The 23,291-nt window shown below is 47.0% G+C and carries 13 protein-coding genes; 2 read left to right on the forward strand and 11 right to left on the reverse strand.

Going from position 1 to position 23,291, the window contains the following annotated elements; genetic code table 11:
• Window positions 1-3: 3 nt before the first annotated feature.
• From ABIE50_RS23940 to ABIE50_RS23955, 4 genes are read right to left on the reverse strand one after another with little or no spacing between them, the layout of a single operon-like run.
• Window positions 4-1,248: an NAD(P)/FAD-dependent oxidoreductase gene (locus ABIE50_RS23940; protein ID WP_209858915.1), complete on the reverse strand. Its 1,245-nt coding sequence runs from the start codon at window positions 1,246-1,248 to the stop codon at window positions 4-6.
• Between the two features lie 11 nt (window positions 1,249-1,259).
• On the reverse strand, window positions 1,260-2,261 hold the full coding sequence (locus ABIE50_RS23945) for a 4-hydroxyproline epimerase (RefSeq protein WP_209858907.1): 1,002 nt from the start codon (window positions 2,259-2,261) through the stop codon (window positions 1,260-1,262).
• A gap of 10 nt (window positions 2,262-2,271) precedes the next feature.
• Entirely contained in the window at window positions 2,272-3,861 is a 1,590-nt protein-coding gene (locus tag ABIE50_RS23950) for an aldehyde dehydrogenase (NADP(+)) (RefSeq protein WP_209858905.1), read from the reverse strand.
• A complete protein-coding gene (locus tag ABIE50_RS23955; RefSeq protein ID WP_209858903.1) occupies window positions 3,858-4,781 on the reverse strand; it encodes a dihydrodipicolinate synthase family protein in 924 nt (307 codons plus the stop codon). The genes ABIE50_RS23950 and ABIE50_RS23955 overlap by 4 nt, the downstream gene beginning before the upstream one ends.
• Window positions 4,782-4,985: 204 nt before the next feature.
• On the opposite strand from ABIE50_RS23955, the gene ABIE50_RS23960 reads away from it, so the two are divergent.
• Both ABIE50_RS23960 and ABIE50_RS23965 read left to right on the forward strand, forming a co-directional pair.
• On the forward strand, window positions 4,986-6,605 hold the full coding sequence (locus ABIE50_RS23960; protein WP_354028153.1) for a M28 family metallopeptidase: 1,620 nt from the start codon (window positions 4,986-4,988) through the stop codon (window positions 6,603-6,605).
• A gap of 29 nt (window positions 6,606-6,634) precedes the next feature.
• The gene (locus ABIE50_RS23965) at window positions 6,635-7,396 is read left to right on the forward strand and encodes a M90 family metallopeptidase (RefSeq protein WP_209858902.1); all 762 of its coding nucleotides are present in this window, start codon (window positions 6,635-6,637) and stop codon (window positions 7,394-7,396) included.
• Window positions 7,397-7,482: 86 nt separating this feature from the next.
• On the opposite strand, the gene ABIE50_RS23970 is transcribed toward ABIE50_RS23965, so the two are convergent.
• The 7 genes from ABIE50_RS23970 to ABIE50_RS24000 all read right to left on the reverse strand — a co-directional run bounded on the left by ABIE50_RS23970 (window position 7,483) and on the right by ABIE50_RS24000 (window position 23,239).
• Complete coding sequence (locus ABIE50_RS23970) at window positions 7,483-7,983, reverse strand: hypothetical protein (RefSeq protein WP_209858900.1); 501 nt, start codon at window positions 7,981-7,983, stop codon at window positions 7,483-7,485.
• A gap of 9 nt (window positions 7,984-7,992) precedes the next feature.
• On the reverse strand, window positions 7,993-12,441 hold the full coding sequence (locus tag ABIE50_RS23975) for a DUF6443 domain-containing protein (RefSeq protein WP_354028154.1): 4,449 nt from the start codon (window positions 12,439-12,441) through the stop codon (window positions 7,993-7,995).
• Between the two features lie 144 nt (window positions 12,442-12,585).
• Entirely contained in the window at window positions 12,586-15,642 is a 3,057-nt protein-coding gene (locus tag ABIE50_RS23980) for an RHS repeat domain-containing protein (protein WP_209858896.1), read from the reverse strand.
• Window positions 15,643-15,898: 256 nt separating this feature from the next.
• Complete coding sequence (locus ABIE50_RS23985; protein WP_354028155.1) at window positions 15,899-17,317, reverse strand: hypothetical protein; 1,419 nt, start codon at window positions 17,315-17,317, stop codon at window positions 15,899-15,901.
• A 15-nt stretch (window positions 17,318-17,332) separates the two neighbouring features.
• A complete protein-coding gene (locus ABIE50_RS23990) occupies window positions 17,333-18,391 on the reverse strand; it encodes a hypothetical protein (RefSeq protein ID WP_209858888.1) in 1,059 nt (352 codons plus the stop codon).
• A 194-nt stretch (window positions 18,392-18,585) separates the two neighbouring features.
• Window positions 18,586-21,942, reverse strand: a complete 3,357-nt coding sequence (locus tag ABIE50_RS23995; protein WP_209858886.1) for a 3-keto-alpha-glucoside-1,2-lyase-like domain-containing protein — start codon at window positions 21,940-21,942, stop codon at window positions 18,586-18,588.
• A 19-nt stretch (window positions 21,943-21,961) separates the two neighbouring features.
• Window positions 21,962-23,239: a Gfo/Idh/MocA family oxidoreductase gene (locus ABIE50_RS24000; protein ID WP_142688091.1), complete on the reverse strand. Its 1,278-nt coding sequence runs from the start codon at window positions 23,237-23,239 to the stop codon at window positions 21,962-21,964.
• Window positions 23,240-23,291 lie beyond the last annotated feature (52 nt).

Here is a 23,291-nt window from a genome sequence, read left to right on the forward strand (position 1 = left end):
CAGCTAACGATATCTTGCCGGAGAAAATGCATTGATATCAATACTTGTTTTACCGTTATTGGCCAGTTCCGCCAACAGCTTGCCGGTTGCAGGTCCCAGGCTGAGGCCCATCATAGCATGACCGGCGCCCATCAGCAGGTTGGTGTAGGCGGGCGCATGGCCTATATAGGGTAAGCCATCGGGCGAACAGGGGCGGCAGCCGCTCCATACCTGTTTTTTGTCGGGCATTTGTACCGGGAGATTGGGGAAATAACGGTTCACCGAATCTACGATCCCTGCCACGCGGTTCATATTTACCTGTTCGTTTACCGGCGCCACTTCCATGGTACCGCCGTAGCGCAGGCGTTTACCCATGGGCGTTAGTGCCACCCGCGCTTCGCAGAGGATAGCAGGGATATTGAGATTTACGGCCGGGGCATCCAGTGTAACCGAATAGCCTTTACCCGGCATCATGGGCAGCTGCATACCCGCCAAACGGGCCACAGCCGGGCTCCAGGAGCCGGCGGCCAACACAAATACATCGGCTGTATGCGTTTCCTGACCGGTGATCACTGCCGTTACTTTATTACCGTTGGTTTTTATTTTTGTTACTTCCCGTTCCGGCAGGAACTGCACCTGCTTTTGCTGCAGGTATTGTTTCAGCTGCTGCATGAGGTCATTCGGATAAAGGTGCCCGTCGCAGCGGTAATGCACGCCTCCCAGCACATCCAGCTGCAGCTGCGGTTCCAGCGCCTGTAATGCAGCTTTATCCAGCACTGCTGCATCGAGGCCCATGGTATTGGCCTGTGCAGCAAGATGGGCTTCTTCTTCCGCAACAGCCTCCGTTTTATAGTACATGATGATGCCTTTGCGCTCCAGTCCGAAGTTGAACCCGGGTTGTTGCGCCAGCGATGTATATAACGAGCGACTGAAAATATTAATATCCAGCAGCGGCTTTGCTGAGGCTTCCACATGCTTTGCCGTGGCGCTTTTCATAAATTTCAGCCCCCAGCCGATAAGTTGTTTGTTAAGCGATGGCTTTACATAGAACGGGCTTTTGCTGCTGAACATCCACCTGATGCCCTGTGATATAATACCCGGCGCCGCCAGTGGTACAAAGTGACTGGGCACAATCATGCCCAGGTTACCATAGGAGCAGTTGTTATTAAAATCTCCTTTATCGAGCACGGTTACTTCCCACCCGCTTTCGTTCAAATAATAAGCGGTACAAAGGCCGATAATCCCACCACCGATGACGATTGCTTTCATGTTTAAATAAATTAGATCACCTGGAATCCGTGTACGTACGGGTCTTCATCGTCCAGTATAATAGTGTTGTAGCCGGTTACCATTGCCCAGCCTTCTATGCCCGGTACAATAGCGGGTTTTCCGCCGATGGTGGTTTCTTCTTCGATGGTGCCGATGAATTGGGAGCCGATGATGCTTTCATGGATAAAGCGGTCGCCCTTCTTCAATTTTCCTTTGGCATGCCATTGCGCCATTCTTGCGGAGGTGCCTGTACCACAGGGAGAGCGGTCGATGGCTTTATCGCCGTAGAACACCGCGTTACGCGCAGTGGCTTCCGGGCTGATCGTAGCGCCGGTCCACAGGATATGGCTTAATCCTTTGATATGCTCATTTTCAGGATGCACGAACGAATACTTTTCGTTTAGTCTTTTCCGTAGTTCGCGGCTCCACGACACCAGCTGGTCTGCCGTATGGTGCTCCAGTCCTTTGAAATGCTCCTGCGGGTCTACAATTGCGTAGAAGTTACCGCCGTAGGCCACATCTACCTTCAGCAATCCGAGATCAGGACATTCTACTTCCAGGTTTTCGGAATCGAGAAAAGATTTCACATTGGTGAGCTTTACCGACTTCACCTTCTTCCCTTCCCGGACGTAACTCACCAGTACCAGTCCTGCAGGTGTTTCCAGCCGCAGCTGTCCCGGTACCTTGGGATTGATCAGGCCTTGTTCAATGGCGATGGTCACCGTACCAATGGTACCATGACCGCACATAGGTAAACAGCCGCTGGTTTCAATATATAATACGCCTGTATCGTTTGCTTCATCGGAAGGCGGGTACAGGATACTGCCGCTCATCATATCATGGCCGCGGGGCTCAAACATAAGCCCTTTACGGATCCAGTCGAATTCCCGGAGAAAATGCAGGCGTTTCTCCATCATGTTGTTGCCCTTCAGCGGCGGGCCGCCTCCGGCAACCAGTCGGACCGGGTTGCCGCAGGTATGCGCATCTATGCAAAAAAAAGTATTGGTCGACATATTCAATATTTTAACTACTAACGGCGTCTCTTGTCAACTGACCGTTTATTTTTCTCCAGATACCCAACGGGTTGCCATCTTTCAGTGCATCCGGAAGCAGCTGCTGTGGCCAGTCCTGGAAGCATAACGGCCTTGCGAAACGTACGATTGCCGAAGCGCCTACAGATGTGCTCCGTATATCCGTGGTAGCGGGGAACGGGCCGCCGTGATGCATGGCATAACCTGGTTCCACTCCGGTGGGCACATTGTTGAGGATCACCCTTCCGGCTTTCTGGCAAAGGGTTTCCACTGCTGCTGCGTATGTTTGCAGGTCCGCATCCGTGGCCATTACCGTGCCTGTTAACTGACCATGTAAATGTAGCAACAAGTTTAATAGTTCCGTATCGTCTTCACACACTACCAAAAGTGAAGAAGGCCCGAATACTTCCTGCTGCAGTTCATCGCTGGCTATAAAATCCTGTGCCGCCACCCGATAAAGGGCCGGAGATCCTTTGACAGCGCTTTTCTCCGGCGGACCGGCAAACAGTGTTTGCACACCTTTCCTGCGCGCCAGTTGTTCCCTGTTCTCATAATAGTGATAGCAGATACCGGGATTGAGCATGGCAGCGGGTTGGATAGCCGCCATTTCCTTTTGCAGCGCAGCAGCAAACTGTTCTGTAGCCTCACCCGCCAAAGCAATGAGCAGGCCGGGGTTGGTGCAGAACTGTCCTGTGCCCAGTGTAATGGATTGGGCGTATTGTTGTGCCGTTTGTTGCGCAGCTGCCTCCAGTTTGCCTGGCAGTAACAATACCGGGTTAATACTGCCCATTTCCGCGTATACAGGAATGGGCTCGGCCCGTTGGTTCACTGCATCGAAAATAGCAGTACCTGCTTTGAAGGAGCCGGTGAAGCCGATGGCTTTGATACCTGCATGTTTTACCAGTTGCTGACCCAGCAATGCGCCGGCGCCGTTCAGGCTGGAAAACACGCCATCCGGCATACCGCAGGCCTGTGCTGCTTTTTGTATAGCGACGGCCACCAGTTCATTTGTGCCCAGGTGTGATTCATGGGCTTTCACGATAACCGGGTTTCCGGCCGCCAGTGCTGAAGCAGTATCGCCACCGGCAGTAGAAAATGCCAGCGGGAAATTGCTGGCAGGGAATACGAGAACCGGGCCGAGCGGTACCAGCATTTTTCGTATATCCGCCCGCGGTAGCGGTGTACGTTCCGGTTGCGCAGGATCTATGACTGCTTCCACCCAGGACCCTTCCCGAAGTATTGCTGCAAACAGGCGAAGCTGGTTTGCTGTGCGCATACGCTCGCCGGTGATGCGGGCCAGCGGCAGGCCGGATTCAGCTACCGCCCTTTCCAGCAGCGGATCACCGACAGCAACAATTTCCGTAGCGATGGCTTCCAGGAACTGTGCGCGTTGTTCAGGGGAAGTATGACGGTATATTTTGAAGGCCACCGTAGCCTTTTCCACTGCCTGGTTTACTTCTTCCGTTGTAGCAGTTAAAAACGTTTCCGGCAGTACCGTATTGCTAACGGGATCGAATGCACGAAGTGTATCCGTTCCCGTAGCAACTGTTGCGAAACCTATGATATTTTTGCCTGTTATCATGCAGGAAGTTTTAAATAATCCGGCAATTGGGGGCGATTAGCCAATGCCGTTGTAATTACATTTTCCGCGTAGGCCAGGTTGGCTCCTACCGGGATTAAACGGGGTGCGCGCACATATGTGCTGCCGATGCCTGTTGCAGCAGCTGCAAGCTTGATATACTGCACCAGTTTGGGATCGATGTCCAGTTCCAGTAGCGGCATGAACCAGCGGTAAATAGCCAGTGCTTCCGCAATACGGCCTGCTTTTACAAGGCGGTAAATGGCTACTGTTTCCCGTGGGAAAGCATCAACCAGTCCGGCTACCCAGCCATTGGCGCCCAGTACCAGGCATTCCAGCGCCAGTGTGTCTACACCGCAGAGAATACTGAAACGGTTGCCAAAGCGGTTGATCATGCGGGTTACATTAGTGGTATCCCGTGTAGATTCTTTTACTGCCTGGATATTAGGCGCTTTGGCCAGTTCCTCAAACATATCCAGGGTAACCAGGATCTTATAGTCCACCGGGTTGTTATAGATCATAATTGGTAAAGACGTGCTGCCTGCAACTGCGAGGAAGTAGGCAACCGTTTCGCGGTCGTCTGCCTTATAACGCATGGGAGGCAGCAGCATAAGCCCTGCTGCACCGGCTTCCTCCGCGGCTTTTGCGCAGGCAATAGCAGCAGATGTGGTTTGTTCAGCGATGTTCATCACTACCGGTACTTTACCGGCCAGGAAAGCTACCGCATGCCGCACGAGCGCATACTTTTCTTCATTCAGTAAACTACTGGCTTCTCCCAGCGAGCCGCCAAGGATAATACCATTAACACCTGCATCGATCTGTGCCTGCAGGTTTTTGTCGAACATCTCATAATCAATATGATCATCCGCAGTAAAAGGGGTAAGCAGTGCGGGAAATACGCCTTGCCAGTTAATTGCTGCCATTTTCCTATCTTTTTTATGTCAACAAAAATAGCCGTGGAGGCCCGATAGCACGCTGCTGTAATTAATCAATAGTGTGCAGATTTTAACCGAAAAAATCCTTTTTCCCACGCTATTTAAAAAATATCCGCGTACTATCATCTATGCTTATTTTTGGAAATCTAGCTTAAGTCCGCTAATTTTTGCCCTGAATAAACCATAAAAACATTGAAAGCATCCATTATACTGGCTATAACGGCGCTGTTACCGCTTACCCGGCTCACGGCGCAGGATTCAACAGCCATCAAAGCCATTAACCCGGCTGATTTTGCCCGGCATATCAGCGTACTTGCCTCCGATGCCTTTGAGGGCCGCAAACCTTTTACACGCGGGGAAGACAGCTCCATTCAATACCTTGCTGCACAATTTAAGCAGATGGGACTAAAGCCTGGCAACGGCAACAGTTATTTCCAGGAGGTACCGATGGTATCCATCAGTTCCAAACCCTCCGGCAACCTGGTGATAAAAGGCCCTAATGGTGAATTGTCGTTACAATACCTGGAAGATTTTGTAGCAGCCACCCGCCGGGTACAGGAACAGGTAACCATTCCCACGAGTGAACTGGTATTTGCCGGTTACGGTATTGTAGCACCCGAATACAACTGGAACGATTATAAAGGACTGGATGTAAAAGGGAAAACAGTGATAGTGATGATCAACGATCCCGGCTTTGCAGACAGCACCCTGTTCAAAGGCCGCGTGATGACCTACTACGGGCGCTGGACCTATAAATTTGAAGAGGCATCGCGACAGGGCGCTACCGGCGTGATCATCATTCATGAAACGGCTGCAGCCAGTTATCCATGGAAAGTGGTACGCAGCGGCTGGTCCAACTCAAAGCTGCATTTACAAACCGCCAATAACAACATGCATCGTACCGCACTGGAAGGCTGGATCACGCTGGATGCGGCAAAGAAGATATTCCAGCTGGCCGGCGTATCGCCCGGTATTATGCAGCAGGCCAGGACCAAAGGTTTCAAGCCGGTGGATCTTCATTTAAATACATCTCTCGTTATAAATAATACCATCAAAAAATCCACCTCGCATAATGTGCTGGCTGTATTACCCGGCGCCAAACGCCCGCAGGAATGTGTAGTATATTCCGCTCATTGGGATCATTTTGGGATAGGCGAGCCCGTTAAAGGCGACTCCATTTACAATGGCGCCGTAGACAACGCCACCGGCACCGCGGGACTGCTGGAACTGGCCACAGCCTTTACCAGGCTGCCGCAGGCGCCAGCCCGTTCCATCCTGTTCCTTTCCGTTACCGGGGAAGAACAGGGACTGCTGGGCTCGGAATATTATGCCGGGCACCCCGTATTCCCGATGGAGAAAACCGTTGCCGACATTAACCTTGATGTACTCAATACGTTTGGCCGTACCCGTGACATCACGGTAATAGGATATGGACAATCGGAGCTCGATGAATATGCCCTGCGCGCTGCCCAAAAACAAGGGCGGATCACTGTTCCGGAAGCCAATCCTGAAGGCGGATGGTTTTTCCGTTCCGACCATTTCAACTTTGCCAAGAAAGGCGTACCGGGGTTATATATCGGCCCTGGCAACGATGCATTAGGACACGAACCCGGCTGGGGGAAAGAGCAAACCGCAGCGTATAACCGTTTGCGTTACCACTCCCCTGCCGATGAATTTGACGCCAATACCTGGAACATGGACGGTATGGTAGAAGACATCCGCCTCCTGTTCGACGTTGGCTACCAGCTTAGCAATGAAAGCAGTTTCCCTGCATGGAAGAAAGGATCAGAGTTTAAAGCATACAGAAAATAACTACAGACATGGTTTTATTTGGATTGATAATGATAGGACTTATCCTGTTCCTGTACTTTCAGAATATGTACAGTCGCCGGAAAGGGAAGAAAACGGCCGTACCCGATGGGTACCAGTCGTTGTTAGAAGAACATGTACGCTATTACCAGCAACTGCAACCTGCCGACAAAACGCGTTTTGAAGCCATGGTGCAACGCTTCCTCAAACGCACCAGCATAGAAGGCGTAGGCACCGAAGTAGAACCGCTGGATCGCGTGCTGGTAGCCGCCAGCGGCATCATACCTATTTTTGGGTTCAAAGACTGGGAATATTTTAATCTCACCAACGTGATCCTTTACCCTGATACCTTCGACGAAAGCTACCAGTATGAGGGCAATCGACGTAACATTCTCGGCATGGTAGGTTCCGGCGCCCTGAACGGTCAAATGATCCTTTCCCGCTCCGCCCTGCGGGAAGGCTTCTCCAATGTAACCGATAAAAACAATACCGCCATACATGAATTTGTTCATCTGCTGGATAAAACCGATGGCTCCATAGATGGCTTTCCCAGTAAATTGCTGGATCATAGCTATAGCATTCCGTGGATGAAGCTGGTGCATCAAACCATTCAGCAGATATCGGAAGGGCATACGGATATTAATCCTTATGGAGCGATGAATGAAGCAGAGTTTTTTGCCGTGATATCCGAGTACTTTTTTGAGCGGCCGGATTTGCTGGCGGAGAAGCATCCGGAGTTGTATGGGATGTTAGCGAAGATGTTCAGGCAGGACCCGGCGGGGAAAAATAATTAAGAAAATATTTAAATATTATAACAACAAGTGCTCTGCAGATTGCAGGGCACTTGTTTGTTATATCTTAAACAGTCCATGCCCTCCCACTATTGATCGTAATAGTGTGACGCCTCATTAATATCCTGGGATAAGAGAGGAGATACGGACCATACCGCTTCATTGTTAGTATTATAGTATTCTAAGTTTAATAATTTATCTACATACTTAATAGTCAATACTCCCTTCCCCCTTTTTCCTTTCAACTTATAAGGCAATGAGCCTATTATAACTGGAAGAACTTTAATTGTATCTCTAATAAGGACAGAGGAGTCTTCCCCGTTATAATTATAATCTACGACATACTTTTCAGCTACATGATAAAGAACATCTTCTTCTTTATCAAAGGATATGATGTAGCCAGGTCTTTTTTTCCTGTCTGAAAAAAAATTATTCCCTTCGATATTCTTTGAGGGAAAGAAAAATTTCTGCCTATTCAAGAAAAGTAAATACCCGCTCCTTGAATTATATACTCTATCCTTATTAACTACAAATTTATAGTTACAGGAACTGATAACCAGCAAAAGCAGTATAGATATAAACTTGTTCATACTTGATAGTTATTGACCTTTTAGTTTTCCATTTTGATCCAAATCAACAACCACATTCGAAATAAAATTATCGCTTTTCTTTACTTTACTTAACTCCAGGATTTGGCTTCCAATATTATTGTAATGTGTTTGACTAAATCCAGCGTCTTTTAAACCATAAGCCTCTCCCATTATGTCATTTTTATAATTCGCCGGTGTTTCTTTCAATCCATTCTTGCCTTTATACCTATCGCTTAAGCCGTATTGATGAAGTGTTTCATGAATAGCTGTCAGGGCTGATGAGTAATAAACAGAAGTACTTTGCAGTTCTGATTTACGTGAAGTAAGAAACGTTTTATTCACCGGAACATGTATTCCATTCCTAAATTCAGTTTCTTGCTTTACATTATTCTCAGGCCTTCCATCCGGCCCAACAACTGAAACATTGCTCGCACCTTCTCTCCCTGGATCTAAAAAAAGCATATTCTCCGCTGCCACTCCACTTCCAGCTTCCTCTATTCTTTTCTGATCCTCGGGTGTACCTTCCACAAAATCCATATTAATACTAATACTCCAAGTATTTCCCTCATCATCTTTATATTCTCCACCAAGTCCGGCATATTTTTTTGCAGCTTCTGAATAAGACGCAGCTTTATCTTTTGCACCATTGCCAAAGACATAAATAGTGGAAGACAGAACTATTCGATGATTTTCGCGATCAATACTTACTCCAACATCTTTACCATCCGGATCAACAAATAATATCGGATTATTTAATGCATAATTGTATGGAGTTACCAAAGAATAAGTCTCAGATTTAGGATCTATAACATGCCACCTTCCTATCTGCGCATCATACATTCTTGCTCCATAGTCATGCCAGTTCAATCCTGAACCATCTCCGAACTCCTTACTTTGCAACTCCTTGCCATTATATTTCAATCTGTTCTCCGCGTAATTCGCACCTTTGAGCGCATTCGAACTTATCCCACTCATCGCGAGTCCAAACGGATAATAATGCGTCTCTTCCAACAGCGGTCCACTCGCCTGGGTCACCACTACATTATCAAAGAATACTTCTTGTGGGCTTTCATTGCTTGTATAAACGTACAGAAACCCACTCTTCTCCATCACCATTTTATCCTGCGCCAGGGTTTGCAGCTGGTCCGGTTCTGCTTTTACCTGCTTTACACCACTGTTCCCATCCACTAATTTAAACTGATCATCAAACAAAACAAAATTAAGATATGCTTTGGGTCTGTTGGCATTCCGCTGATCAGGCTCCTTTTCTTTCAGGCGCTGGTAGTCGTTATTATAGAAACTGCTGTTAAATGGCGTTACCGGCTCAGAAGATGCAATACCGTGGGTGGCATCGGTTGAAGCTCCGTGGCTAAACACTTGTACCAGGTCCGCCAGCATGCTTTCTGCCGGCGCTGATGGGGTATTTTTATTCTGAGGCCCGGTGGATTTATAGAAGGCCTTTGCTCCTATTTGAATAGTATCGCCAGCCATCACTCTAAGCACAAGAGAAGGACCTATCTTTTTACCACCACTAACAGCGGTTAGTTTCGACACGGAGGCATTGGGACCTGCGCTCTCATCTGATGGATATCCGGCAGGTTTGGCAGAACGGGTGTTATCAATGTTACTGAATAAAGCGGTTTCTGTTGCAGCGGCTGATGTTTCCATGGTGGCTGCGTACATGGAGAAATCTGTTTGTTCTGTTAATACCATCCGCACATTGCCAAGATGATCTTTTACAAAGTAGTCATATTTAAACGCCAATGGCTGGCCCGGTTGAAAAACGGCTCGCACCCGCCCTTCCTCATGGCCTAAGAACTGCAGCGTATCATTCTGGTAAACAAAACCATTGAGGTAGTCTGTTGTGGTAACTTTAGCCGGGGTAGCCGTATTATCAGTAACAATCTTCCTCAGCTTGCTACCAGCAGCATCATACAGGTATTTAATAACGCCTTTCCCGGTGATGGCTATACTATCCGGCAGATTGAGATGGTTGTAACGGATAGCAGCTATGTTCTTATTGAGATCTTTAGTAAGGTTACCATTGACATCGTACGTATAATCTGCTGTTTCATTGTTGTTGATCTCCTTAAAATCACCCAACTGGCTTAGCGTGTTGTTCGCCCTGTCTGTTACGAAGGAGAGTTTATTACTACCTGTAAGATAACCATACTTTAAGCTGTCAATGGTTTGTACAACTGCACCATTCAGTCCTTTCTGGTTCATGGACAAAATATTACCATTGGCATCATATGACAAGCCGCTTACGGAGAAATTGGCCAGATTATCTGTCCAGTTGGTGCTACCTGTATTCTGTTGGGTAAACTGTGCCCCCGTCAGGCGACTGGCTTTATCATAATTATATCCATAGGCACGTGCAATACCATTACTGCGGCTTTTCCATTTAGTACCGGAAATATTACCATTGAATTGGGCTGATGTAAAGCCATAGTCATAACTCAAATCCTGTCCAAACCAGTTTGTTGTACTTCCTGCTGTTGGAATAAAGTCCTTATTAATTGACCTTAACCAGCCACGGATATTATATTCATAATTTAATGTTTCCAGTTGTGTGGTACCGGTCACGCCCAAACGTTTCCTTTTTAGCTGGCCAAGTTCATCATACTCATTTACAGCTATCGTTCTTTCCATGTTTACATCATTATTTAACCGCTTTTTGATATTAAGCAACCGCCCACCGGCATCATATGCCAACATAGTTAACACATCGGTTTGCGGAATGCTACCACTGCGTTGGTTCCGATGACGGAGATAAGAGCTTAATAACTTCCCGTTAAAATCATAGAGGTTGGTGGTCACATCCTGTCCTCCGCTAAGATTATCTGCCAATACCTGGATCAACCGCCCCTTGTCATTGTAATAGTTGGTGGTTGTAAGCCACTGATCTGTACCTAGTACCCTTACTTTGGTGCCTGTAACCAAGCCCTTTATCATAGTGCTGGCAACAGCGGGCAATGCTTCCTTATATAAGTTATTGCCCGCTTGAGGCTTACCTGTGTCCGCACTGGCGTAGCTCTGCTTACCAGAAAATCCATAACTCTCATAAAAGGTGTAAGTCAGCGGTGTTAATGCACTGATAGGGATATTAGGCAGTGGATTGGTGACAGTAACATTTGCATTACCATTAATAGCAGAAGTATTAATCTCTGCAACTACTTCTGCACCGGTTCCGGTATCGAAGCCATCTGTAAGTGTAATGCTGTTGGTGGCCTGGTAGGAAACGCTTCCATTATGGTTAGCCAATACCAGGTCTGCTGTTCCAGGGAAATTATAAGATAGGCTTTGCGTATTGCTGGTTGCGGTATTCATGGTTGCCTGCAAGGTAGCGCGGTCTGTGGCAACATTGTACAGAGCGGTCATGGTGGGGCGGTTCAGTCCATCATAAAAAGTAACGAGCCAGCTTTTGCCTTTCAAATTACCGTCACGTGAAAAAGCAAGTCTGTCACGTACATCATACACCATTTCTGTGGAGTCTGCACCAGGTACCTTTTTAACGATCATGCGGTTACGGCCGTCATAGCGGTATATAAAACAGAGCTCTGCTGCGACGGCAGTACTGATCGTCCAGTTACTGATGATGACTTCCACTGCTTTTGGAGGTATTACAAACCGCAAATTGCCCAGGTCATCGTAAACGTAATAGGTACATAGCCACCCCATGTGCGCAGAGCCAGGGGTTGAACTTAACTGTACTTTCTTCAATATCACCCGGCCCTCCTTATCCTTATATTCCACCACCTGGTTAGCGGCTTCATCGACGGTTACATTCTTAAACAACTGACCAGCAGCATATATGCGTCCGGATACGCTGGTGGGAATAACAGCCCCGGCTGTAAATTCCCAGATCCGCACCGAATCTGCAACGGTATTTATAAGGTACTTATTTTCTATAGGATGATTCCCTCCCCTTTCTACTGTAGAAGGATCATTCTTTGCCCAGCTGTTACCAGGGGCATAAGTTTTCAATACCCTGTTCAATGGAGATGCTTCATAATCAGTCCGGGAGTAGTAAACGCTTTCCCCTGCCGCTCCGGGTGCAAGAGTTGTATTCTGGTAAAAAGCTCTCTGTGCATTAAACGGATCAGTTTTAAACTTTCCATCTTTTACGTTTTGAGGAACATAGGGGAGATACTTAGTTTGCTCCCGTCCAAACTGATCATATACAACAGGAGATACGATATCATTACCTCCAAAGCTCATCGCTTTGGCAACGGTTTGTAGTGGTCTTCCGAGGCCATCTACATAAGCGGTTGTTTGCCTGACTTCCGCTACCGTCCGGCTGGCTGAGGCTACATAAGCGGTATCGGTAGTTGGTAATGCCGGTTCCCAGGTGCGGACATAGTTGATTAACGGATTGGTATAGGCGGAGGGAACAGCAACAGGGATGGCTGTTGGTAATTGTGTTCCGCCGGGCGTTTGTGCCTGAACGTTAATCACAATTAATAACAGGGATATATAAAAAAATATTCTCAACGTACGGGGGGATAAATGAAACATAAAATTATTTTACTTGTAACTATTGAAACCAATAACAAAAATCAATCGGATTGAACCAAAAAGTTCTTGTCATCATTCCTTCATTTACTGAACCGGTTTTTGATATTGATAGTCGTACTGTTTTAATATCTTGCCATTCTGATCCAGTATTACTTTCAATCTGTTTAAATCATCATACTGATAATAGGATGTTTTCCCGGCAGGATCGGTGACACTGGTAATACCTATCATAGGCGCATAGGTGTAAGTGGTAACCATTACAGATTCTGCCAACAATTTGCTGCGAATCAAATTTAACTCGTCACGTAATTGTTGTTCTACCGGATCTTTAAGTAAGGCAGGTCTTATATATGACAAGGCTTTGGCATAATCACAACCCGTGATTTCCGCCACCGGATAATTGTTATTGTACCCCCAAATAAAAGAATGTGGCACCCCGTCTTTAGCGTAGTATTCAAGTAGATTACCCTTTTCATCATATTTTGCATACACGATTTCCGTATCAAGGCTATTAGTATACAATGCCTGTTGAACACTTGATGGAACTAAAATATCTGCTGAGGTTCGCGTATAATTCGTCTGCTTTCGAAGCAGGACCTTATTACCAGTGTTATTAAATTGAGTTTGCTGAATGACTGGCGTAATGATATTACGAGCTACCATAGTATCGTATACTGCAGTGCCTTTATAATCATTCGGATAAGTATTGAGGATACTTACCTGCTCGTTTTTACTATTAACCGTTTTCACCTCGGTTGGTTGTAAACTTAATCCATTTGTGTATTTATAAGAAGTAGCTGTTCTTAACTGGTCGACAGAAGTTGGCGAAAATTGTGTAACAATGGAGGAATCCAGATGAAGCCAGGCAGAGATATAATGATAGTCATTAAAATCAAAACGCGGTGGCTTTACAGTTAACCCAGTTGACATTTCAGGTACAATTTCACGTACAGTAACACCAATACCCTTCAAATGTGCTGGTGGTTCGGGGGCGTTATACATCAAACGCCAGTATACCGAATCAGGCCCTACGCCATATTTATTCTCTGTAGTTTGAAGTAACTTATAAGTGCCATCAGTTCTTTTAATAAAATCGTCCTGTTTCAGGAGCGAGCCACATAGCCAGTCGAAATTGCTGGAGGGAACAAATGGGTATCCATAGTATCCACCCATATTCGCTGCATAGGAAAAATTATACACTGTTTTCCCATTCGCGCCATTATCTCCATTATATACAGTTACCGATGGGTAGAAAATATGTCCATGGTCATTCCAGAGCGGCAGTAAACTATTGGCCGATTGTACTGCTACCATGCAGGACTGTTCTATAATCTCCGGCCCTGAAAACTCCCCTGTTCCCTGAATTATTTTGCGCAAAGTGAGATTACGAAAATATTCGTATTGCGGCTTTGATGCAGGTAATGTACCACTTGAATGTGACGGAACTACATCAGGTAGTGTATAGGAATAATTATATACCTTATCCCCTGCAGAAGTAAACGGATCTTTATATGCCAGCTTTTTTATTCTCCAGCCACCTACTATTTTGTTACCTGTGTAATATGAAGTATCGTACTTCTCATATTTCAGTTCAAAAAAAGATCTCGAATTATCACCATAAGTATCTACAATAACCGTATATTGACCAGGCCCCCAATTAACAGCTTCCCCATTTGGATTTGAATTACTGCCTAAATAGTCTAAAGGTGGTAATCCATTAGGTCTTATTACAGTTATATTACAGGTACCTTCGTCTTCTCCGGGGGGATCTTCGATTCCACCGCCCCCACCTCCTGTTGAAGGAGGTGATACATAAGTATTATAAAATATTCTCTTAGACTGCGCACCAGAAGGAATTGTAAAGGTCCGCTCCCTACGTGTGAAAGGCGTACCGTATACCCCTTCCGTTACAGCGCTATATGTAATCGTTTGCTCATTCTCTACCCAGATGTCATTGGGTTCATATGTAAAATCGGTACTTCCTCCTGTGGGATATTGCAACCTTGTCATAATACCAGCCTTTGATTTACTGGTATCCTGCTCCCTGTTTGCCCATATAGGATCTAATGGCCAATAAATATCATTTTTCGGCAAACGAGTGTTTCCTCCGCCACTGTTTGCGTAACCCCAATGATCCTGTCCGTTACTAAGCCTTGGGGGTAACGCGGTAGGATCGTAAAAAAACTTGTATGGTGCTACCTTCATCCCGTTTTTCCCTTCTTCATACACCTCTGACAGCCACAATCTGCACAAGTCGGGTTTTGTTGAATCCCCCCGATATTCCTGTTTCAGTACAAACTTCTTGATGAAGCCGGTTTTATAATACAAGGAAATATCTTTTAAGGCGTTTGTTCCCGGTAAATCCTTACGGCCAGTTGAGAGGTAAGAAAAATTCACATTTGTACCATTGGTGCAATTGATCGCCTTAATCCGCCATCCTGTTACCCGTATACTATCATAGCTATTTAGGTGCGCAATTACATCTCCCGCCTGTGCAAGCAATTCCGGACTATTTACGCCGGATATAAATTTCACACGGGATTCACCAAAATAACTTTTATAAGTATAATTGCTGGCCTCATAAACATAGTCAACTGTGTCTTTTGAGGGTGTAATGATGCGGGTCAGATAATAATTATCATTTGCTGATCCGGCCATGGTGGCATAGCTGATCTCACGCTTATTGAAATAATAAACAACCCCTTTTTCACTTACTATTTTAATTCCATCTCCATCATAAAGTTTCACTTTCACCGGTTGTACAGGAACTATATGCGCAGCCCCTTCTAATCCAAGGAAAAATTTACCATTGATACCTGGTGCACTAAAATTAAACATATCTGGTTCGGGATCCGAAAGCCCGGCAGCAACATCTCTACACCACAGAAATGAAACACCACCCTCAGGTTGGTTTATATCGTACTGTCCATGTCCTGCATAAATCTGATCAGTAATAGGCAAATACCCCGGATAGCCATTACTCAAATCATCGTGTCCACGTACCATTGCGTTTATGCTTCCCCCTGCAGATAAATTCCAGTTCATTCCGACATTGGACGCCACTTCATCTACCTTTACCCCTCCGGTGTGATATTGCAATGTAACTGGAATCGTCAGGTCCTTTAACTTTATCTCAAACATAGGGATACTCACATTGGGTAGTCCAGTATATAGTGTTACCGGCAATTCACTGAATTTAAATAGTGACGCTACTTCCGGGGAAGGCGGTACTGGCCTGGGGGGCGTTATCTTAGAATCAACCGATTGGGCTAACAATTGCATTGCGCAAATACAGTACATGGCAATCTGTAAACAAATGTGGCGAATGATACTACGCCTGAACAATGAACACTTCATTCTTAATAAAAGTATAGGTCTTTAAATACTAATTCTCTCTCTAAAAATTATACCCCAGTCTCACCTTCACCGGGTCCGTCCGCGGCACATGCTGGTTATACAAAAAGTCAAACAACACCATCATATTCCCCTTCAGCTTACTGTTGATCTTATACTTCTTACTGATCCCGATCAACCCGCTTTGGGTCCACTTCTGCCCTACCCCTTCAGGTACCCCGGCATATTCAGGTTGATAGTTTTGTTCATAACCACCATTCAGGAAAAAGGTGCCTTTTAGTTTCCAGTCGATGAAAGAGCGGATACCCATACCCTGGCTGGAGAAACGGATGTTATCGAAACCGGTACCCATACCCAGTTTGTAGGAAAGACCAACACCGGCGCTTCCGTTTTTGTGAAACTTATAGGCAGCTTGTCCTGCAAGGTCGCCGGTGGAGGGAAAGAATTTATTGCTGCGCTGGAACTGGATATTGCTGCCAAACTCCAGTCGTTGCAGGAAGCTCTTTGTTTTCATTTCCTTTGGCTTGAAGTCCGGCATTTCTGCAGCGTTATCAAGATCAGGGAACTTGCTTTTCAGTTCATCGAATTTGCTGCGGGCTTCGGCCATTTGCTGACTTACTGCGGCGCTGGCATTGGGGCCGCTGCCTAAGCGCTGCTGGATCAGCTGTTCCACCTGGTTGCGGGTTTGCAAGCCTTCTAGGTTGGGCGCAGATGCGGTGCCGGCTTGTATATTTAAAAGGCTGGCGAGCTGGGAATGCTTCTGCATAAAGTCATTGAAAGCGGGGATCTTCTTAATCACTTCCATTGCTTTCTGTTCTGCTTTCTTTCTATCTTTAAAGACTTCCTTATACTCTTTCAATTGCTGCGCATAGTAATAGGCTTCCTTATTCATTTTTTGAAGATCCTTCGTAAAGCCGGTATATTGACTTAACTGCTCCTTCAGCAATTGCTTACGTTCACGGATATACGCTTTGATCTGTTCTGCCTGGGCGAGTTTATCTTTCAGATTATCTACAGATTTCAGGGAGCCGTTCAGCTTATCGGTAATGCCTTTGGATTGTTCCAGTAATCCTTTGGAATCTTTCAGAAAAGACAGGGAGTTACTGAGACTATCAAGATAGGGCCCTCCCTGGGTTAATGCGCCGGAGTATTTCCCCAACTTGCCTTTCATACGGGATTTCAGGCTGCCGAGGGAATCGATGGAGTGGGCAAAAAGATTATTTGCCTTGAGGGAATCAATTTTGCCCAGCCTGCGTTTGAGCTTTTCCTCCTGCTTCATAAAGCGGCTCAGGGCTTTTTCACTGCGCGCCGTGATCTGCCGCTCCATTTTATCGGACTTTTGTTTTACCTGCGACAGGTACTTCCCGGGAATAGCATTCGCTTTCTGCAGCAGACTGTCCTGCCCCTGGGCCGTATACAGACAGGCAAAGAGTAATAAGGTCAGTTGATAAATAGTTTTCATAGCAAATAAAGGGGGTTATTTTGCGGCGATCTTCTGCTTCAGTACTTCCACTTCTTTAGAAAGGGCCTCCAATTGTTTATTCATCTCTATAATATACAACATTTGCTCTTCAACTTTCTGCAAAAGTTGTTTGTTCATCTCTCCTACATCTACTCCTTCTTTTTCTACTTCGCTGGCAGATGGAATACCGGGGAGATGCTGATTTTTTGTAACAAACTGTTCTACTTCAGATAAAGCAGGCAATTTGTAATTGGGGTGAAAAACGAAATCCGGCCAGTTAGCATAGGACTTCACCACTACTTTTGTAAAGATGCCGCTGCCATTTACGGCCAGTTTATAGCCTTTTGTGTCTGTAGTTCCAATAGCAACACTACCATTGGCTTTTACCAGCATAAGGTTTACGCCGGCGCTGTTAACCGACAAGACATTGGCAGTTGCAAGTCTTGCACCTGTTTTATTTCTGCTATCGAGTATAATCCCTCCGTAAGGAATATCAGAAGCGGGAAGTACGTCTTCTACCTCCGATATAAAATAAAGGCCAATTGAGCGGCCTGGCACATAACTTCGACCGGTGATATTAGGAATAAAGTTGCCCACGGCACCGGTAGCGTTCATAAAACTAAGTGCACCATCAGTCGCAGCAACATCTGTTTGTGTAAATCTGGCAAATACAGTTCCGGGCATGCTTGTTACATGAAGTCTGGCTGCCGGTGACGTTTCTCCAATTCCCAAAAATCCATTATTTACAATCCTCATTGCTTCAAACTCGCCTCCACTGCCTCGTACAAAAAATTTCATCGCTGACATCCTTCCAGAAGCAATAGTCCTTTCTACTTCCAGCTTTCCGAGGTCAGAGCCGGCCATATTAAACTTAACGGCGCCAACAACATCCAGTACATCCGATGTATGCGTCAACTTAATATTCGACAAACCAGCCGAAGATATCTCCAGCTTCTCAGTCGGTGCAGTAGTGCCAATACCGGCATTGCCAGTGGCTTCCAATTTATTCTGGGCATTAATGTTAAGGCTAATCCCTGTCAGGACGCAAAAGGCTACAAGAAAACAATACTTCATAAGTAAAGGAAAATGAACGGGTTGAACACCACAGTTAATAATAAGGCTAACAAATATCTACACACAAAGAAAATGACTATTCACAAATTAATGGTTAACACGTTCGTTGTATTTAAATACTCATACTTATCAAGTCGACATAAAAAAACCGTCCCCACCTGCGCGGGAACGGTTCTGTATCTCAAAACAAAAAACTACAGTGTTTTTACCCTGATATTCCTGAATCTTACAATAGACCCATGGCCAAGAAAACCGATATGACCGGTTTCCCTGTTCAGACCCGGATGGTTTTTATGATCCAGGGTTCCGTTTTTACGGGCATCGGCAATATCACCATCAAGGATAACAGTGCCATTAAGTATTACTTTGATATGGGTACCGTTTACGATGGCCTCCTCTGTATTCCATTCACCAACTGGTTTCAGGAAACCGCGTTTAGCAGGAATCACACCATATACAGAGCCATGGTACTGGTATACATGCAGGTCTTTATAGATATCTGCCTCGTTATCCAGTATCTGTAATTCCATACCTTCATAAGCGGCATCACCTTCCAGTGGTGCGCGGATACCCAGGCCGTTGTTAGCGCCTGGTGTTAGCTGGAACTCGAAACGGAAGGAGAAGTTTTTGTATTCGTCTTTCGTATACAGGTTACCGTGACCTCCATTGGTAGGATAGATCACCAGGTTACCGTTATCGATCACATAGTCTTTGGTATTACCTGTCCATTCGTGCATGTTGGTGCCATCGAACAACATTTTGTAGCCGGCTTTCTTTTCCTCCTCGCTCAGCACATAAGGCTTCGGACGCGGAATTTCGCGGATGTAAAGATCACGGTATGCGACATAGGTGCCATGTGCCTGCAGCTCGATCTGTTCTTCCGGGAAGATGGGCAGTTTGCGGTCCCAGTAGTTTTCCAGGATGGTGTTATCGGTTACCAGCTCTCCATTGAGATATACTGTTACGCGATCCCCCTGCATAAGGATACGGAAATGATTCCATTCGCCGATAGCATTGTCTGCCAGTTTCAGTGGTTTGCTTTCATGCTGCTGGTTGTTGTATAAACCACCAGAGCCTACCTGCGCGCCCACATCGGTGCGGGAGGTATCCCAGATTTGCACCTGGGGCGAACCACGAAGGTAAATACCGGCGTCGCCCTGTGAGGTGATCTTCCAGTCGACCAGCATTTCAAAGTCGCCATATTTCTTTTCGGTACAGAGGTTATCACCGCTGCCACCGAATACCAGCAAGCCGTCTTTCACCGACCAGCCTTTACGCATGTTATCGTTTGCTTTATCCTGTGCCTTGCTGAGTGCTTTAGCGTCCATTTTACCACGGACCACCGGGTTTTCTACCAATCCTTTCCACCCGGTAAGATCTTTACCGTTGAAGAGAGGAACGAATCCTTCGCCGGCAGGCATTTCAGCCAGGTATTTACGGATCGACTGCCGCTGGTAATCGGCATCGGGCCCATTCAGTACCTTAGCTGTTTTCTCCAGCAGGGAGCGTACAATGGCGCCATTATAACTCTTATCCGCCAGGGCGATGTTCATCACAGCATTGGCTGCGGCCTGCTGTACAGCTGGGTTATCGAGATAGTTGCCGGCAAACAGTAAAGCAGGTAATGTTTTACAACGCTCTATGCCTTCCAGGGCCTTTTGCTGCACCATTGCTGAAGGCGACAGCTCCATTATATTGCGGAACATCAGCAGCTGCTGATCTGCAGGCAAACCCGAGCGGCGGGTGAGCCCTGCATAGCCGGCCAGGGCTTCATCACGGTAAGCGGCATCGTCGCGGGCAATTTTTAAGAGTGCCGGTGCGGCAGCTGTAGTTTTCCAGGAAGACAATGCCCTTACTGCGGCTTTTTTCGTAGCAGCATCACCGTTAGTAAAGGCAGTGGTCACCGGTAACAGGGCATTTTTTTCCCCAATGCCCGCCAGTACAGGAAGATAGCGGGATTGATTAGCGGCGGGCGCCTGCTTCATTTGTGTAAGCACATCATTGCTGGTAGCGCCTGCGCTGATAAGCGCCGCCTGGATGCTGGCAATATCTGCCTCGCTGCCGGTGTTATTAAGTAAAGTAAACAGTTCGGGGAGATTTGCTTTTGTAGCCACGTCTTTCAGTGCGGCAATGGCTGCGCTGCGGGTAGTGGCATCTGTACTGGCGGTGAGTGGCAATACATCCATTACCCGGTTGTCTGCTTTACGTGCAGCCAATACCGTTAGTAAGGCCGTTTGTGCTGCAGCCGGCATTGTTGCCAGTGAAGCGCCTGTCTGCGCAGCCACCTCTTCACCCGGCATAATGAGCAGCGCCTGTTTCACAGTTTCCACGGTAGCGGCATCGCCTGTTTTCATGGTTTGCAGCAGGGAAGGCAATGCAGCTGCACCACCGGTGTTGCCGGCAGCTTTGATGGCAGCCAGTTTCACGCCTTCATTCTTACTGCCCAGTAACTTCAGGAGAGCAGGTAAAGCAGCGGCCACTTTATTATCTCCCAACATACCAATTACAGCGGCTTTATTGGCATTATCAGCACCCGACAGTTTCTTCAGCCACAATGCGTTGCCGGCTAAGTTATACTGGCCTGCAAATTTCAGGGCAGCATCACGGTATTCTACATTTTTATCATCAGCAGCAGCTAACAGCAGCGGCATACTCTTTTCCCCGTTAATAGCGGTAAGCAGTTTTAACGCGGCAGTACGCGTGTGTACCTGTGCATCTGTTTTTGTTTGCTTAAGCAGGTTCTCTGCTATTTTTGTTGCGGCTGCCTTATCAGTGATATTGGCAGCATAGTACAGATAGGAAGCAGTAGCATCAGTTACATCATAAGAGTAACCGCTTTTGGCAGCAGCAGTGGCCAGTACCGGCGCAGAAGCCGGTGCGCCGATCTGTGCCAATGCATACAACGCCACTTTAGCGAGTTTTTTATCTGCATTAGCGGCTAATGGTGCAATAGCGGTAGCAGCAGCAGTATAACGGCTATCCCCCAACGCTTCTGTGAGCGTAATGCGGTTGTTGCCGGAAGCTGTGCTGAGCGCCTGTAACAAGGCCTGCTGTGCTGCAGGTGTATTTATTTTTACCAGTGCGCGGGCGGCAGGGTCACAAAGACGGTTATCTGTGAGGTACGACTGTAACGTGCTGGTAGCATTATCCTCCGCCAGTGTTTCCAGCTGGGTGATGAGGAAGAATTTATTTTCCGGTTCCGTTGTTTTTGCCAGTGCCTTGGAAAGCGCAGCAGAGGCCTGTTTACGGGCAGCCTCCTTACCGGGCTGGGTAACATAATAAGCGTAACCTGCCAATGCGTACTCCAGTTGGGTATTATTCCCTTTTCCGGGGGCTGCCAGCATACCGGCAATAGTAGTAAGCCCTTCCTCTCCCAGTGCCGCAATAGATTCCATATTGGTGTTAAACTGCGTTTTATTGGGAGCAGGCATCAATGCCAGTACATCGGCTATTTTGGTATGAAACGCACGCTGGTCTGACGGCCCCTGTGCGGAAACCAGGCTACTCCAGCCAACCAGTAATGCAACGAGTAAGTATAATATCTTTTTCATAATTCGTTTACTTGATTGTTTAGATAGTCCACGGTCCGCGCATTGGCTGATAGATCAGCGCATTGGCGCCGGCATCATCTATAAACTCCTGTTTCACCGGGTCAAATTTGAGCGAGCGGTTCAGGCGCAGGGCGATCTTGCCCATGTTCACCAGGGTAGCAGAGCGATGCCCGTTTTCTTCGTTCAATGCAAACTTCCGGCGGTTCTTTACAGCATCCACGAAGTCTGTTTGCTGAGGTGCAGGATCGGGAAATGCCGCCAGCTTTTTCTCCAGGTCCTGTATATCCGAACGGAAACCGGGATAGAGTTTTCCTTTGGGGCCTTCTATGTAAGCGGCCTTTTCATCTGCGCCATCACCATCAAGGATGATCTGGCAGCCATCTGCATAGGTGTAGGTAATTCTTCTCCAGGTACCTACTGCATCAGGATGTTGTTGCGGTGCATCTACTTCCACACTTACAGGACTGGTATCATCTTTCCCCAAAAAATACTGGATAGGATCCAGGTAATGCTGCCCCATATCTCCCAAACCTCCACCATCATAATCCCAGTAGCCACGGAAGGTTTGGTGAACACGGTGCGGGTTATACGGGCGATACGGCGCAGGCCCCAGCCACATATCATAATCCAGTTCTTTTGGTACCGGCATTGCTTCCAGGTTGGTTTTACCTACCCAGTAAAATTTCCAGTCGAACCCGGTATGCTTACTCACTGTTACTTTCAGCGGCCAGCCAAGCAGGCCGCTGTCTACCAGTTTCTTGATCGGTTTCACGGTGGTGCCCATTCCATAAAAACGGTCTTCAAAGCGGAACCAGGTATTCAGGCGGAAGATCCTTCCATGCTGCTGCACAGCTTCCACGAGGCGCTTGCCTTCACCAATGGTGGCTGTCATGGGCTTTTCACACCAGATGTCCTTACCCGCGCGTGCGGCATCTGCTGCAATGATCCCATGCCAGTGTGGCGGAGTAGCCACATGCACAATATCCACTTCAGGTAAAGTGATCACCTCACGGTAATCCGCAAAAGTTTTTACGCCTTTGCTTTTATCACCCAGCTGGTCCATTGCCAGTTTCAGGTGACTGCTGTCTACATCGCAAAGGGCCACTACCCGTGTGCCTGCATAGCCAAAGTGACCGCGGCCCATGCCACCGGTGCCTATAACGGCTTTGGTCAGCTGGTCGCTGGGCGCCAGGTAACCGCGGCCCAGCACATGCCTGGGCACAATTGTAAATGCAGCAAGCGCTCCCAGGGAATTTTTGAGGAATGCCCGCCTTGAATCGCTGTTTTGTTTCGCCATAATTCAGTTTAATTGAATGCCTGGATTTGTTTTGATTGATAGTATTAGTTCA

This window comes from Chitinophaga sp. OAE865 (assembly GCF_040546735.1).
Classification (GTDB): Bacteria; Bacteroidota; Bacteroidia; order Chitinophagales; family Chitinophagaceae; genus Chitinophaga; species Chitinophaga polysaccharea_A.